General features: G+C 64.4%; 13 protein-coding genes. 4 read left to right on the top strand and 9 right to left on the bottom strand.

Features of this window, described 5'->3' with window-relative positions; all coding sequences use genetic code 11:
- Positions 1-162: 162 nt before the first annotated feature.
- From ACVMB1_RS28475 to ACVMB1_RS28505, 7 genes are all read right to left on the bottom strand, one after another.
- A complete protein-coding gene (locus ACVMB1_RS28475; protein WP_076828017.1) occupies positions 163-2,487 on the bottom strand; it encodes a putative bifunctional diguanylate cyclase/phosphodiesterase in 2,325 nt (774 codons plus the stop codon).
- A 184-nt stretch (positions 2,488-2,671) separates the two neighbouring features.
- Positions 2,672-3,997, bottom strand: coding sequence for a Tol-Pal system beta propeller repeat protein TolB (tolB, locus tag ACVMB1_RS28480; protein WP_028340643.1), 1,326 nt, complete (start codon positions 3,995-3,997; stop codon positions 2,672-2,674).
- 72 nt (positions 3,998-4,069) lie between these two features.
- Positions 4,070-5,002 carry a cell envelope integrity protein TolA gene (locus tag ACVMB1_RS28485; RefSeq protein WP_057018118.1) on the bottom strand — a complete coding sequence of 311 codons (933 nt, stop codon included), beginning with the start codon at positions 5,000-5,002 and terminating at the stop codon, positions 4,070-4,072.
- A 30-nt stretch (positions 5,003-5,032) separates the two neighbouring features.
- Entirely contained in the window at positions 5,033-5,500 is a 468-nt protein-coding gene (locus ACVMB1_RS28490) for a biopolymer transporter ExbD (protein ID WP_016846953.1), read from the bottom strand.
- A 34-nt stretch (positions 5,501-5,534) separates the two neighbouring features.
- Positions 5,535-6,248 carry a protein TolQ gene (gene tolQ / locus ACVMB1_RS28495; RefSeq protein ID WP_016846954.1) on the bottom strand — a complete coding sequence of 238 codons (714 nt, stop codon included), beginning with the start codon at positions 6,246-6,248 and terminating at the stop codon, positions 5,535-5,537.
- A gap of 571 nt (positions 6,249-6,819) precedes the next feature.
- Entirely contained in the window at positions 6,820-7,206 is a 387-nt protein-coding gene (gene crcB / locus ACVMB1_RS28500) for a fluoride efflux transporter CrcB (protein WP_076828042.1), read from the bottom strand.
- 241 nt (positions 7,207-7,447) lie between these two features.
- Positions 7,448-8,047: a superoxide dismutase gene (locus tag ACVMB1_RS28505; protein ID WP_016846956.1), complete on the bottom strand. Its 600-nt coding sequence runs from the start codon at positions 8,045-8,047 to the stop codon at positions 7,448-7,450.
- Positions 8,048-8,186: 139 nt separating this feature from the next.
- On the opposite strand from ACVMB1_RS28505, the gene ACVMB1_RS28510 reads away from it, so the two are divergent.
- From ACVMB1_RS28510 to ACVMB1_RS28520, 3 genes are all read left to right on the top strand, one after another.
- On the top strand, positions 8,187-8,717 hold the full coding sequence (locus ACVMB1_RS28510; protein ID WP_076828015.1) for a GNAT family N-acetyltransferase: 531 nt from the start codon (positions 8,187-8,189) through the stop codon (positions 8,715-8,717).
- A gap of 136 nt (positions 8,718-8,853) precedes the next feature.
- Entirely contained in the window at positions 8,854-10,239 is a 1,386-nt protein-coding gene (locus tag ACVMB1_RS28515; RefSeq protein ID WP_076828013.1) for an MATE family efflux transporter, read from the top strand.
- Positions 10,240-10,498: 259 nt separating this feature from the next.
- Positions 10,499-10,942, top strand: coding sequence for a DUF2147 domain-containing protein (locus ACVMB1_RS28520; RefSeq protein WP_076828011.1), 444 nt, complete (start codon positions 10,499-10,501; stop codon positions 10,940-10,942).
- A gap of 243 nt (positions 10,943-11,185) precedes the next feature.
- Here the strand turns inward: ACVMB1_RS28520 and ACVMB1_RS28525 are convergent, their stop codons facing one another.
- The gene (locus tag ACVMB1_RS28525; RefSeq protein ID WP_076828009.1) at positions 11,186-12,334 is read right to left on the bottom strand and encodes a DUF3095 domain-containing protein; all 1,149 of its coding nucleotides are present in this window, start codon (positions 12,332-12,334) and stop codon (positions 11,186-11,188) included.
- Positions 12,335-12,565: 231 nt separating this feature from the next.
- On the opposite strand from ACVMB1_RS28525, the gene ACVMB1_RS28530 reads away from it, so the two are divergent.
- Complete coding sequence (locus ACVMB1_RS28530) at positions 12,566-13,594, top strand: IS110 family RNA-guided transposase (RefSeq protein ID WP_057016162.1); 1,029 nt, start codon at positions 12,566-12,568, stop codon at positions 13,592-13,594.
- Positions 13,595-13,939: 345 nt separating this feature from the next.
- Here ACVMB1_RS28530 and zigA read toward each other — a convergent pair whose 3' ends face one another.
- The gene (zigA, locus tag ACVMB1_RS28535) at positions 13,940-15,145 is read right to left on the bottom strand and encodes a zinc metallochaperone GTPase ZigA (protein WP_076828122.1); all 1,206 of its coding nucleotides are present in this window, start codon (positions 15,143-15,145) and stop codon (positions 13,940-13,942) included.
- Positions 15,146-15,321: the final 176 nt, after the last annotated feature.

Consider the following 15,321-nt stretch of genomic DNA (forward strand, 5'->3'; position numbering starts at 1 on the left):
CTGAACAACGCAACAACTTCAACGCGCGGCCAAAAGATTAACAGCTTCTTAATTTCCGTCAAAGCAATCGAGGCAATACAGTTAACCTCTCGCCGCAAGGGTACACTACGAATGGTGCAGCCGAAGGCTCTCACAACTATCGATTGAGGGTATTGCGCCGGGTCAAGCGATCGAGCGCGAGGGAACCACGTGCAGTTGCTCGTCGGTCCGCCGGCCGTGCGAGGCATTGAGCAGCTGGCGGATGCGGACGGAGGGAACCGGCCGGCTGAACAGGTATCCCTGTGCTTCGGTCACCGCGCCATCGGCGCTGATCAGTTCGAGCTGCTCATTGGTCTCGATGCCCTCGACCACGACCGACATGCCGAGATCCGCCGACAGTCGCGCCACCCCCCGCAGCAGGGTCAGCGGACGGTCGCTGTCGATGCCCTCGAGGAAGGAGCGGTCGATCTTGACCTTCTGCAGCGGAAAATTGTGCAGGTAGCTGAGCGACGAGTAGCCGGTGCCGAAATCGTCCAGCGAGATCCGCACGCCGAGCGAGCGCAGCTGGGACAGCAAGTCGTGGGTCAGCTCGGTGTTGTGCAGCAGCGAGGATTCGGTGATCTCGATCTCGAGCCGGTGCGCCGGCAGGCCGGAGACCTCGAGTGCGTAGCGAACCTCGCTCAGCACGTCGCGCTGGTGGAACTGCTGCGGCGAGAAGTTGACCGCGACGCTGACCGCCTCGGGCCACTTCATGCATTCCATGCAGGCCTTGCGCAGGATCCAGCGGCCGAGATCGACGATCAGGCCCATGTCCTCGGCAACGGGGATGATGTCGACGGGAGAGACCGTGCCGCGTGCCGGATGGTTCCAGCGCAGCAGCGCCTCGCAGGTGCTCACCTTGCCGGACTTCAGGTTGATCAGCGGCTGGTAGAACAGCTCGAATTCCTCGTTGGCGAGCGCCTTGCGCAGGTCGAGCTCGAGGATGCGGCGGGCCTCGACGGTTTGCGCCATCTCGTCGCGGAAGAAGCAGAAGGTGCCGCGGCCGTCGGCCTTGGCGCGGTAGAGCGCCATGTCGGCGTTCTTCAGCAGCGTGTCGGCGCCGACGCCGGGCGCGGTCATCGCGATGCCGACGCTGGCGCCGATCTCGACCAAATGGTTGTCGATCTTGTAGCGCTCGCTGAGGCGGTCGACGATGCGACGAGCCAGCGCCGCAGCGTCCTCGTGCGAGTGGATGTTCTGCTGGAACACCACGAACTCGTCGCCGCCGAACCGCGCCACGAAATCCTCCGGCCGCAGCATCTCGCGCAGCCGCTCGGCGACCGCGCAGAGCAGCTGGTCGCCGCAGGGATGACCGAGCGTATCGTTGACCTGCTTGAACTGGTCGAGGTCGACGAACAGCAATGCGGAGCGATGGTCGCCGTGCTGCATGGCGAGCAGCCGGCCGATTTCGTCGCGGAAATTGACGCGGTTGGGCAGCGCGGTCAGCTCGTCGTAGCGCGCGAGGTGGCTGATCCGGGCCTCGGCGTCCTTGCGCTCGGTGATGTCCTCGACCAGCACCACCGTGCCGCCGCCGGCCATCGGCTGGAAAGTCCAGTCGAGCGAGCGGTTCTTGGTTGGGTCGGGATCGCTGGTGACGATATCGCCGCGCTGCGAGCTCTCGATCTCGTAGAGGATCTGCTGTGCGGCCGCGGCCGAGATCGAGCCGGACAGGACACAGGCGTTGCAGATGTCGGTCGCGCTGGCGCCGCGCTGCACGAAATCGTCCGACAGCTGCATCATCTCGATGAAGCGGTGGTTCATCACCGCAACGCGGCCGTCGGCGCTGAACATGCACAGGCCGTGCGGCATGTTGTTCAGCGCGGTATCGAACTGGCCCGCCAGCGCGGCCTCGCGCTCCTTGGCGATCCAGGCGTTGACGTAGATGCGCTGCAGGCTGGAGGTCAGATGCCGGATGGCGCTGAAGAACACCAGGCTGAGCAGTGCAAGGGCGATGTGATAGGGGCCGCCGACATACATCAGCGCCAGGATCAGGGGACCGATCGACATCAACAGATGCAGGTGGAAGATCTGCGGCCGGCCGAAGGTCCGCCCTACCCCCGCCGAGGTGTAGGCGACCACCGTGGTCACGCACAGCATGTGCGCGGCGGCATCATTGGTCGTGAGCAGCACGGTGACGCCCCAGATGCCGAGCGAGATGCCGTAGGCGATGGTGCCGATCCGGTAACGCTTCTCCCAGGTCACGGACTCTTCGACGGTGAGCCGGGAATTGCGCTGCTGGTAGCGGTACATCTGCAGCGCGCGCGCCAGCCCCACCACGATGAACAGCGGCACGCATAGCCAGCACAACAGATTGCTCGTGACAGCCGCAATCACGGCGCCCGCAATGGCGGGACCGAAGGCGCCGAAAATCATGGGCGCTGGGTTCATGAACAGGGAATCGACCAGTGCCGCCGAAATCGTCGGCGACATCGACCGGTCCGGTTCACCCGTCTGACTTGCAAACTGCATTGTGAGAGCGCGCGTCCTTTTCAGCTCGCACTCTTACTGATCGCAGGTGAAGTCTTTCTGAGCGAACATCGTTAGCAAGTCCTTGCCGCGCCCAGGCGACGACCGGAATTCACTATAAAATTCAGTGCGCTAGGTGAGAAGTGTTGACCGCCGCCGAGGTTCCCGGAGCAGCTCTGCACCCGGCTCACGACAACAGCGGCGACCAGGCCGGGTCGGAGGCAAAGCCCGGGGTCGGTACCCGCAGCTCGTTGCGGCCGGAGACGTCGATGGTGAACAGCGACGGGCCGCTGTTGCCGCCGGGATCGCGGAAAAACATCACGACGCGCCCGTTCGGCGCAAAGGTCGGGCCTTCATTGTGGAAGCCCGAGGTCAGGATGCGCTCGCCCGAACCGTCGGGTTTCATGATGCCGATCGCGAACTGCCCGCCGCCCTGCTTGGTGAAGGCGATGTAGTCGCCGCGCGGCGACCAAACCGGCGTCGAATAGGTGCCGTCGCCGAACGAGATGCGCTGTGCACCGCCGCCGGTTGCCGGCATCACGTAGATCTGCGGCTTGCCACCGCGATCCGACTCGAAGCACAGCCGCGTGCCGTCGGGCGCGTAGGACGGCGAGGTGTCGATCGCCGGCGTGTCGGTCAGCCGCGTCATCGACTTCGAGCGGAGATCCATCACGAACAGGTTGGAGTTGCCGCCCTGCTGCAGGCTCATGATGACGCGCTGGCCGTCGGGCGAGAAGCGCGGCGAGAACGACATGCCCGGGAAGTTGCCGACGATCTCGCGCTGGCCGGTCTCGATGTTGAGCAGATAGACGCGCGGGTCGCCCTGCCCGAATTCCATGTAGGTGATTTCCTGGGTCGACGGCGAGAAGCGCGGCGTCAGCACGAGATCCGAGCCGCGGGTCAGGTAGCGCACATTGGCGCCGTCCTGGTCCATCAGCGCGAGCCGCTTGACGCGGCGATCCGCCGAGCCGCTCTCGTCGACGAACACGACGCGGGTATCGAAATAACCCTTCTCGCCGGTCAGCCGCTCGTAGATCTGGTCGGAGATGATGTGGGCGATGCGCCGCCAGTATTCGGCCGAGGTGTCGTACTGCTGGCCGGCGAGCTGCTGGCCGGTGTTGACGTCCCAGAGCCGGAACTCCGCCTTGACGCGCCCGTTGCCCTGGCGCGTCATGCGGCCGGTCACCAGCGCCTGCGCGTTGATGCTCTTCCAGTTGTTGAAGTTCGGCGCCGCGTCGATGTTGATCTGCTTCTCGAGATAGGCCGCCTGATCGATCGGCGCAAACAGGCCGCTGCGCTTCAGATTGTTGGTGATCACCTGCGTCACGCCGACACCGACCTCGGTGTCCCCGGGCGTACCGGCGGCGAAGTTCGGGATCGCGATCGGCAGCGGCGCGAAGTCGCCTTCCGGAATGACGACGCGCTTCTGTGCAAAGGCGCTGCGGCTTCCGGCCAGCACGCCAAGGGCAGCCATTCCGGAGATCATCTGTCGGCGGTCGAGGCGAAACGTCATTGTACGCAAATCATTCTGGTCGGTCATTGTCCGTAGACTTTGTTTGCTATTGGCCAAGCGACGCCGTCGCCCTCAGGTCTTTCGCTCTGTGAACACCGGCGCAAAATACTTCCATTCGTCGAAGAAGGCCGCCGGCAGATTGTACGGCTGGCATTCGATGATCGCCCGCAGCGCGCTCTCCTGATAGACGCGCAGATAGGGCGTCGCCGGCGTGCCTTCCGGCACCGGCATGCCCTCGAGCGAGCCGTCACGCTTCAGCTTGATCGAGAACACCGCCTCGGTCTGCTGCGCCTCGATGCCACCATAGGGCTTCTTCCAGCAGCGCTCGACCTGCTGCTTGAACATCGCGCCCCAGGTCGCGGAGTTGTCGGCAGCCTTGCCCTTCGCGGTGCCGAGCGCCGCATTGGCATTGAGCGTATCGCCGGTCGCCGCGGCCCGCGTCGGGTCACGCTTGTCGAGGAGGGCTGCGATCTTGCTCTGGTCGAACACGCGATCCTTCGGCTTCTGCTCCGGCGGCGGCTTGGCGGCCTGTGCGACCGGCTTCGGCGGCGGCTTCTTCTCTTCCTTCTTGATCGCTTCCGCGATCGGGTCGGGCTTCACCGGATCGGGTTTCTTCTCGACCGGCTTCGGCTCTTCCTTCGGCTTGTTCTCGACCTTCTTCGGCGGATCCGGCTTCTTGTCTTCCGGCTTCTCCACCTTCGGCGCCGGCTGCGGCGCGGTGTCGGTCACGACAGGGGGCTTTTTCTCCTCGACCTTGCCGACGGTGTCGTCGACCGGCTTGGCTTCAGCGACCTTGTCGACCAGCGGCTTGGGATTTTCCTTCTTGCCGTCCTTCTGACCGGCCATGACATGCGAGAGCTGGTCGGGCGAGATCACGTCGACGGCAACCGATTCCTCTTCGGGCATCACGTACGCCTTGGTCGACCACGACACGAGGCCCCACCCGATCACGAGGACGTGCAGGACAATCGATGCCGCCAGAGTCTTGTCGACCTTGACCTTCAAATCAGGCTTCCCCGTGCCTTGGCATGGTGGTTATCCGCCTTCCGGGATGATGACGATATTCGCCTTGAATCCCGCGGCCCGGACCTCCCCGAGCAGTTTCATCATATCCGTGTAACAGACGTCCTTGTCGCCACGCAGATAGACCACTTTTTCGGCATCCGACCGGGCGTCACCGATCGCCTTGATCTTGGCCGGAAAATCGGCGGCCGTGACCGGCGCGTCACCCAGATAGAGCTCGACATTCGAGTTGCAGCCGCCGCCGGTGCGCTTGACCGACAATGTCAGCGGCGGCTGGTTCGACGAGATCGACTTGCCGCCGCTCGCCACCGGCAGGTCGATGTCGATGTTCGACGTCATCAGCGGCGCCGCGACCATGAAGATGATCAGCAGCACCAGCATCACGTCGACCATCGGCGTGACGTTGATCTCGGCCATGACCGGCTTGCGGCCGCCGCGGCGGCGTCTGCCACCGCCGGACCCTGCCATGCTCATCGCCATGATCGCACACCCGCAAAAGTGACCATCATCTAACTCAACCCCGCTCGTCGATCTGACGGGACAGGATGGCGGAGAACTCGTCGGCGAAGCCCTCCAGGCGCGCGGCCTGCCGGTTCACCTCCGAAGTGAACTTATTGTAGAAAATAGTCGCCGGAATTGCGGCAATCAGGCCGATTGCAGTGGCAAACAGCGCTTCCGCGATACCGGGCGCCACCACCGCCAAAGAGGTGTTTTTGGAGGCCGCGATCGACTGGAAGCTCGACATGATGCCCCAGACGGTGCCGAACAGGCCGACAAAGGGGCCTGCCGAGCCCACGGTGGCGAGCACCAGCAGCCGGCGTTCCAGCCGCTCCACCTCCCGGGCGATCGAGACGTTCATGACCTTCTCGATCCGCGCCTGCAGGCCGGCAAAGGACCGCGACTGGCTCTCGAAGGAGCGCTTCCACTCCCGCATCGCCGCGACGAAACAGGCCGCCATCGACTGGGTCGGCTTGGCCGAGAGGGCCCGGTAGAGTTCCTCGATCGACTGGCCGGACCAGAACGCCTGCTCGAACTTGTCCATGGCCCGCTTGGTGCGGGCGTAGAGCAGGATCTTGTCGATTGCGATCGCCCAGACCCACACCGAGCAGGACAGAAGTCCCAACATCACGCATTTGACGACCCAATGGGCCTGCCAGAACAGCGCGATCAGCGACACGTCGCTCGATGCCAGTGGCAGAGTTGACTGAGCCACGTCGGCGGGATTCATCGGCAATATCCTCTCAACGCAAGTGTCCCAATTCGGCGGGCCGCCAATCGGCACCCCTTCCACGGCCGCGCGCCCGGCGCGGCAAAACTGCGCGAGAGCCTCTTACATCTGTCGCATGGGGGGCCCGTCCAAAGCCGCGCCCTGCTTCCCCTGCCAACATGTCAAAACGAGGGCTTTTCACGCGTCATTCCGACCCTAACCAAACGCTAATCATGGTTAAGGCGAGGTTACCAAAGGGAAATTTGGAGGCGGGAAATGCCGCCGGCCGGGGAGGTTGGCGGGTTCCACAGATGAACAGTTTCCGCGGGATGGAAGGTGACGAGACCCCTGCCCACGTCGTCCCGGCCTAGTGCGCAATTGCGCACGGGGGCCGGGATCCAAACCACCGCACTCAGTGATGAACGGGATCGCGGCCCCAGCGCGCGCAACATTTGAGACTTGGGGTAATGGATCCCGGCCTTCGCCGGGACGACGGGAAGGATGGTTCTCGATTCAAGTTGCCACACCACGCGGTGTCATCACCCGCATGCGGGTGATCCAGTATTCCAGAGATGGCGGTGCCGAGTGCATCTCACGTCAAATGCCTGATGATCGCGAGCCCGGCGAACAGGCCGGCGATCGAGAGAGCGACCGAGCCCGCGACATACAACACCGCAAGGCCGAGCTCGCCGCGCTCGTAGAGCAGCGCGGTGTCGAGCGAGAAGGCGGAGAAGGTGGTGTAGCCGCCGAGGATGCCGGTCATCAAAAATAGCCGCCAGGGCTGCGAGGCGTCGCCCTTGAAGGCGAGATAGCCGGCGATCAGGCCCATCACGGTCGAGCCCGTGATGTTGATGATGAAGGTGCCGTAGGGAAACGCGGTGCCGATGCAGCGCGCGCAGGTGACGTTGATCAAATGCCGCAACGTCGCGCCGAGACCGCCGCCGAAGAAGACGAGGAGATAGCTTGCCGCGTTACCCACCAATGCCCCCGCTGGTGTGTCGAGTGAGGGCGCATCTTGCCGCACACTCAAATCACCCACCCCTGAAAGGGGAGGGTCGACGCGAATGAAATGAGCGGCGGGGCGGGGTCACAGTCTCTCCATTGAGAGACTGCTCGTGCTGAGAGATGACCCTCCCCGTTTCGCATTTCGCTTCGCTGCATGCGAAACGACCCTCCCCTTCAGGGGAGGGTGAAGAAATATGCGACGGTCGAAGCCGCGCTTAGCCGGCCTTGCCGAACAGCTCGTCGACATAGTCCCAGTTGACGAGGTTTTCGACGAACGCCTTCAGATAGTCCGGACGGCGGTTGCGGTAGTCGATGTAGTAGGAGTGCTCCCAGACGTCGACGCCGAGGATCGGCACCGCGCCGTGGACCAGCGGGTTCTCGCCGTTCGGAGTCTTGGCGACCTCGAGCTTGCCGCCCTTGACCTGCAGCCAGGCCCAGCCGGAGCCGAACTGACCGGCGCCGGCAGCAGCGAAGTCGGCCTTGAACTTGTCGAAGCCGCCGAGGTCCTCGTTGATTTTCTTCTCGAGCCGGCCGGGCAGCTTGCTGCCGCCGCCATTCGGCTTCATCCACTTCCAGAAATGGATGTGGTTGTAGTGCTGACCGGCATTGTTGAAGACGGCCGCGTTCTTGCCGAACGAACCCTTCACGATCTCCTCGAGGGACTTGCCTTCGAATTCGGTCCCCTTGATCGCGTTGTTGCCGTTGGTGACGTAGGCTTGGTGATGCTTGTCGTGGTGAAACTCCAGCGTTTCCTTGGACATGTAGGGAGCAAGGGCGTCGTGGGCGTAGGGCAGATCGGGTAGCGTGAAGGTCATGGGGTAATGTCCAACAGAGGGTGGGAGACTACACTTAACGGGCCCCCCTTATAGAAGGTTCCATGGCGGAGAAACACCGCATTTTCGGATCGCCCATGACAGATCGGCACAGCCCGAACCAAGACCAAGGACCCAGACGATGAGCATCGAAATCGACATTCTCAACGGAGATGCGTCGTGGAAGCGCGCCGAGCCGCTGCTCCAGGCGGTCTGGAGCCCGGATGCCGCCGAGAAGCCGGTCTGGGCGGACATCAAATGGGCCCACGCGGATTTGCGCGTACTGCTCGATGCGCCCGACGACAGCGGGCTGGCCTGCCATGTCGGTATCTATTTCCGGACCATCACCTGGAATGGCCACAAGGTGCATGTCGGCGGCATCGGCGGAGTCTCGACCCGCGCGGACTGCCGGCGGCGCGGCTATGCGTCACTCGCGTTGGATGCTGCCGTGCACACCATTCGTGCCAACGACGCGGTGAAATTTGCAATCTTATTCTGCGAGCCGCACAATTTCGCGTTCTACCAGGCGCGCGGCTGGCATCCCTTCAGCGGCGAAGTTTATTGCGAGCAGCCTTCCGGGCAGATCCGCTTCGAGGCGATGGCGCCGTTCGTCAACGACATCGTCCGCGCGCCGCGCCAGGGCAAGATCGACCTATGCGGCCTGCCGTGGTGACCCCTGCATCGGCGGCGGTGGCGATCAACGGTGCAACCTCGTAACATGTCGATCATCATTTATTGATTGCGAGCCCGGTTCACTGGCGTTGGATTGCAGTGCGCCCCTCTCCCGCTTGCGAAGTGAGCCGTGACGCATGACCATTGATGCCTCGATCGACGACGTGCAGCCGGCCACGGCCGCGCCCGCCACGCCGGTCAATGACCTGCTGACCGCGCCGATCCTGCCGACGCTGCTTCGCCTCGCGATCCCGAACACCATCGCCATGTTCGGCTCGACGCTGGTCGCGGTGGCCGAGACCTCTTACATCGGCCGGCTCGGCACCGAGCCGCTGGCCGGCATTGCGCTGGTGTTTCCGTTCGCGATGCTGACGCAGATGATGTCGGCCGGCGCGATGGGCGGCGGCGTCTCGTCGGCGATCAGCCGCGCGCTCGGCGCCGGCGATCGCGACCGCGCCGCCGATCTGGCGCTGCATGCGGCGATCATCGGCGGATGCGCCGGACTGTTCTTCACCGTGATGATGCTGGGCTTCGGCCGCAAATTCTATGCGCTGCTCGGCGGACATGGCGGCGTGCTCGAGCAGTCGATGCATTACTCGCAGGTGCTGTTCTCCGGCGCGATCTCGATCTGGCTGGTCAACACGCTCGCCTCCGTGGTGCGCGGCACCGGCGATATGCGAATTCCCTCGATGACGCTGATCACGGTCTCGATGATCCAGATCGCGGTCGGCGGCGTGCTGGGTCTCGGGTTGTTCGGCATGCCCGGTCTCGGCATGCGCGGCGTCGCCGCCGGACAGCTCACGGCCTTCACGTGTGGTGCGATCTTCCTCGCCTGGTATCTCGCCTCTGGCCGCAGCCGGTTGAAACTCGACTTCGCCGCCTTCAGCTTCCAGCGCGCGATGTTCCTCGACATTCTCAAGGTCGGCGCGATCTCCTGCCTGTCGCCGCTGCAGAGCGTGCTGACCATCCTGATCTTCACCAAGATCCTGGCCAGCTTCGGCACCGAGACGCTGGCCGGTTACGGCATGGGCTCGCGGTTGGAGTTTTTGCTGATCCCGATCGCGTTCGCGGTCGGCGTCGCCTCGGTGCCGATAGTCGGCATGGCGATCGGCGCGGGACTCGTGACGCGCGCCCGCAAGGTGGCGTGGACCGCCGGCACCGTCGCCGGACTTGTCGTTGGCTTCGTCGGACTTGTGGTCGCGCTCAAGCCGACGCTGTGGATTGCGCTGTTCACCACCGATCCCGGCGTGACCGCCGCGGCTTCGTCCTATTTCGCGCTGGCCGGCCCGGGCTTCGGCTTCTTCGGCGTCGGCGTCTGTCTCTATTTCTCCTCGCAGGGCGCGGCCAAGGTCGGCGGACCGGTGCTGGCCGGCACCATCCGCCTGCTGCTGGTCGGCATCGGCGGCTGGTGGCTCGCTACCGTGAGCGCCCCGGCGTGGACGCTGTTTGCGCTGGTCGGCGGTGCAATGGTGGCGTTCGGCCTCGCCACCATCATTTCGATCCGGCTGACCCGCTGGGGATAAATACGACGCAGCGCCCTCGCACCGGAGCGTTGCCTAAGCATGACTGCTCCGGAAACAGGCACCAAATTTTTTGGGAGCGCGCTCACCTGATCGCGCGAATATGACATTGCAGAAATTCTTCGACTTGTTATGCAGGCCGACCTCTAAAGCGCGATGAGATTGGGTCGAATCGTCATCGCGCTTTAGCTCTTTGTTTGATCATGATCTTTTCGGAAAACCGCTTCGCACTTTTCCGGATCATGCTCTGGGGGAATGAGCCATGGCCTGCAGATTCGAATTCATGATCGCAATCATTGCGACGGTGCTTGCCGTGCCCGTCGCGCATGCGCAAGGCGCGCCTGAGCCGGTCGGCGTCTGGCAGACCCAGGCCGGCGATGCCCGCGTCAAGATCAGCAAATGCGGCGGCGGCATCTGCGGCGTGGTGGTGAGCCTGCGCGACCCGATCGATCCGATGACCGGCAAGCCCCAGGTCGACAACAAGAATCCGAATCCGTCGCTGTCCAGCCGGCCGATCATCGGGCTGCCGCTGTTTTCCGGCATGCATCCGGTCGCCGCGGGCAAATGGTCGGGCCAGATCTACAACGCCGACGACGGCGGCACCTATGCGAGCAGCATCTCGGTGACCGGCGAGAGCACGCTGCGCGTCGAAGGCTGCGTCGGCGCGCTGTGCGGCGGCGAGACCTGGACGCGGGTGGGACGGTAATTCTGAGCCGAGCGGTAACCGCGACGGGACCGTGCTCCCTCGCCCCGCTCTTGCGGGGAGAGGGTTGGGGTGAGGGGCTCTATCCGCGTAGCCATATCTGAATTGTAGTCAGCTCACCGTCGATCTCGCGAGTCGGATGAATATCTCTTGCGGCCACGCATTGCCTGCCCTCACCCGAAAGCCACGCGAGGCGTGGCGTCCGACCTCTCCCCGCAAACGAGCGGGGAGAGGTGAGAAAAATTGCTACACCGCGCGCGCCTTCAGCACCGTCGCGGCCGAGGCGTAGCCGCCGCGGGCGCCGTCGATGAAGTGGACGTGGTCGGCGCGCATCACCGACGGGGTGAAGCAGGTCATCATCGCGGCATCCTGCTCGTGCAGGCCATAACGCACGATGCCCTGCGCCGCGGCGGCGGCGAGGCGCTGCTCGATGTCGGAAGCGAGCTCCGGCGTGCAATCCAGGATCATGCGCAGGCCGTCGTCGAACTTGCGAAAGTCTGAATTCTCGACGACCTGCTGCAGATAACGTTTCGGCGCGAACTTGCCGACCGGGATGTTGAACCGCATCAGCGTATAGGCCCACAGCGTGAATGTGAGCACCACGGCGCGACGCAGCGCGAGCGGGCCGCGGCGCCGTGCGCGCGCCTCGTACTCCATTCCCTGCGGCGGCCAGTGCAGCGGCGGACCGCTGGCGGGCACCGGCCGTCCGGCATCGGGACTTTTCTCGACGCGGACGACGATATCCTCGATCACCTTGCGGAAGGACGCGGGATCGGCGTTCTTCGCCGGCAGCACCAGCACCGACAGAATGACGCCGCGCGCGGACGGCATCACCTCGAAGCGGCAGGACAGGCCGGACAAATCGGGTTGCGTGCCCTGAGGCGCCGGATCGACCGCGAACTCGGCGCGCTTCATCGCGGCATCGGCGTAAGCAAGACCGCCGCCTGAGAACATCGCATAGGACAGATTGGCCGACGGCCCGAAGCGCGCGACGCGGACATCGGCGCCCGCGGCGCGGATCGCCGCAATCGGCACCAGCGCCACCCGCAGCACCAGATCGAGGTCGTCGTGCACCCAGCGCGCGGTCGCGGCCAGGGCTTCGCGCGCCTTGTCGAGATCGGCGGGCGCGACCGCAAAACTCGCACCGTCGCCGCCGAACACGAAGGGGAATTCGCGGCCCTCCAGCGCATTGGTGACGGCGGCGACCACCGCGGCGCCGGCCATGTTGACCGCCTTGTAGCGCTGCGCCGCGATCGCCTTGGTCGATTCCACGATATCGGCGACGCCGACCGTCCAGTCATCCGGCAACGGCGCATACAGCGCGGGGTCCATCAGCCGCGCGAAGCCGCGAAACACCGGAATGCCGCCGTAGAAGATATCGCTGCCGCCAGCCATCGCAACGCCGCGCCGTTTCCGCCCTGATGCGGGATTCTCTAGCAGATACGGCGCGGGTTGGGACCGGTTTTAGAAGCGTAGATGGGGTAACGGGCCGGCCGCCCGCTCGCTACGGCGCAATTTGGAAGCGCGCTCGCGAGCGGCCTGTTGGTTGGAAGGCGGTCGTCCCTCAAACTGATGGTGTTCAACGGAGTCGGGCAAGCCCGCTCCAAGCATCATTAAGGGACGACCATGTACCACTATGCAGGAATTGACGTGTCTTTGGAATGCTCGAGCGTTTGCCTTGTCGATGGGACAGGCAAGATTTTGCGCGAGACGAAGGTTGCGAGCGAGCCGGCGGCGCTGATCGCCTGGTTCCGGTCGCTGGGTCTGGTACTGGAACGGATCGGGCTGGAGGCAGGCCCCTTGTCGCAATGGCTGTATGCGGGTCTGCGAGACGCAGGGCTTGCGGTCGAGCTGCTGGAAACGCGGCACGTTCGCGAAGCCTTCAAGTCGATGCCGGTGAAGACGGACCGCAACGATGCCCGCCGGATCGCGCAGTTGATGCGGCTCGGCTGGTTCCGGCCGGTGCACTGCAAGTCGGTCGCGGCGCAGGAGACCCGCGCCATCCTGACGGCGCGCAAGCTGCTGCAATCCAAGCTTCGCGATGTCGAGAACAGCCTGCGCGGCATACTTCGCGGTTTTGGCCTGAAGGTCGGTGCGACCACCGAGCGCACGTTCGCCGGACGCATCCGCGAGCTCGTGACCGGCCATCCCGGACTGGAGTTGGTCGCGGCGGCGCTGCTCCAAGCCCATGCGGTGCTGCTGCGGGAGTTCAAGAGCCTGGACAAGCACACCCAGAAGCTCGCCAGGACGCATCCATCCGCCAAGCTCCTGATGACAACGCCGTCCGTTGGTCCGATCGTGGCGCTCACCTATGCCGCGGCGATCGACGACCCGAAGCGCTTCCGCTCCTCGAAGGCCACGGGAGCCCACTTTGGGCTCACCCCGAAGAAGTACCAGTCCGGTGAGACCGACTACACCGGCCGCATCAGCAAGATCGGGGATGCCTCCGTGCGCGAGGCACTCTACCAGGCAGCTCACGTCATGCTGACCAAGCCGGTCAAGAATTGCTCGGCATTGAAGAGCTGGGCGATGCGGATCGCCCGGCGCGCAGGCATGCGCAAGGCCAAGGTAGCGCTGGCTCGCAAGCTCGCCGTGATCCTGCATCGCATGCTCGCCGACACCAAACCGTTCAACCCGATGACCAAGGCCATCTAGCCAGGAGCAGCAATCGGTTCCGGGCGGGCCACGACACCAGGCTCTCCCCGAGCGAAGTCCCTCCGCTGGGACGATGGATCCGGTCAGGCCGCCATCCGGGAAGTGGCTCACGACCACGCAATCCGTAGATTGGCCGGCCGGCTCCTCAATGCACCCCATCAGGCGACGGCCTTCGCGCCGATCCCGTACAGAAGCAAGTGCCCGGCGAGTGGATGACGCGAAAAGGGATTGACTAACCAAGGCCCGTTACAGAAGCCCGGATGGAGCGAAGCGAAATCCGGGGACCTCTCAAGCGGCGGGAGACCCCGGATTGCGCTTCGCTCCATCCGGGCTACGGTGACTGTCTCACGCCGCCTCGCCTGTCCTGCTCCACGGCGGAAACGGATCGCGCAGCCCGGCCCAGGCTTGCGGGTCCATGCCCGGTCTGCCGGTGACGAGGCAGGCATCGAGCCTGCGGCGGATGTAGTCCTCGTTCATGCCGGAGCCGATGAAGACCAGCTCCTGCCGGCGATCGCCGTAGAGATCGTTCCAGCTCCGCTGCATCATCAGCCGCCAGTCCGGATCATCCGGCCAGCGCACGCGCGGGATCGCGGCCCACCACGAACCGAGCCCTTCGGTGCGGACGATGGCGCCGGCCTGGCTCAGCTCGCCGCACCAATCCGGGCGCGTCGCGATCCAGAAATGGCCCTTGGCGCGGATCACGCCTTGCCAGCTCTCGCGCAGGAAGCCGTGGAAGCGCACCGGGTCGAACGGGCGCCGCGCGCGGTAGACGAAGCTTTTGATGCCGTACGCCTCGGTCTCCGGCACGTGCCCGGCGAAGCCATAGAGTTCCTTGTGCCAGAGCGGATGCTGCTGCGCGCGCTCATAGGCAAAGCGGCCGGTGTCGAGCACGCGGTCGAACGGGACTTGCGCAAAATTCGCTTCGACGAGGTCGGCCTCGGGATTGAGCGCACGCACGATGGTACGGGCGGCCTCGCGCTGCGCAGGCGTCGCGGCATCGATCTTGTTCAGCACCACGACATCGGCGAACTCGATCTGCTCGACCAGCAGATCGACCAGCGTGCGCTTGTCGCCGTCGAGCGCTTCGCCGCGCTGGCTGAGGAAATCGGTCGAGGCGTAGTCCTTCAGGAGATTGGCGGCGTCGACCACCGTGACCATGGTGTCGAGCCGCGCGATGTCGGAGAGGCTCTGGCCATCTTCATCGCGAAACTCGAAGGTCGCGGCGACCGGCAGCGGCTCGGAAATGCCGGTCGATTCGATCAGGAGATAATCGAAGCGGCCGCTCTCGGCGAGCGTGCGTACCTCCTTCAGCAGATCGTCGCGCAGGGTGCAGCAGATGCAGCCATTGCTCATCTCGACCAGTTTTTCGTCAGTCCGGGACAGGTTCGCACCGCCATCGCGAACCAGGTCGGCGTCGATGTTCACCTCGCTCATGTCGTTCACAATCACCGCAACCTTCAGACCGCTGCGGTTGTTCAGGACGTGGTTCAGCAAAGTGGTCTTTCCAGCCCCGAGGAAGCCGGACAAGACGGTGACGGGGAGTTTTTGCATCGAGATCAAACAGTTGCTGGAGGGATCGGCGGCGGCGGGACATGGGGCATTCGCTTGATGTTATGTTATAACATAACATCAATGAGGCACGGCCTGTCAAGCGCCTGGGCGGCGCAGTCAGCCTGCCAGTTTTAGGAATGCGTAGCCCGGATGGAGCGCAGCGAAATCCGGGGCCG

The sequence above is a fragment of the Bradyrhizobium sp. USDA 4504 genome (genome assembly GCF_054063995.1).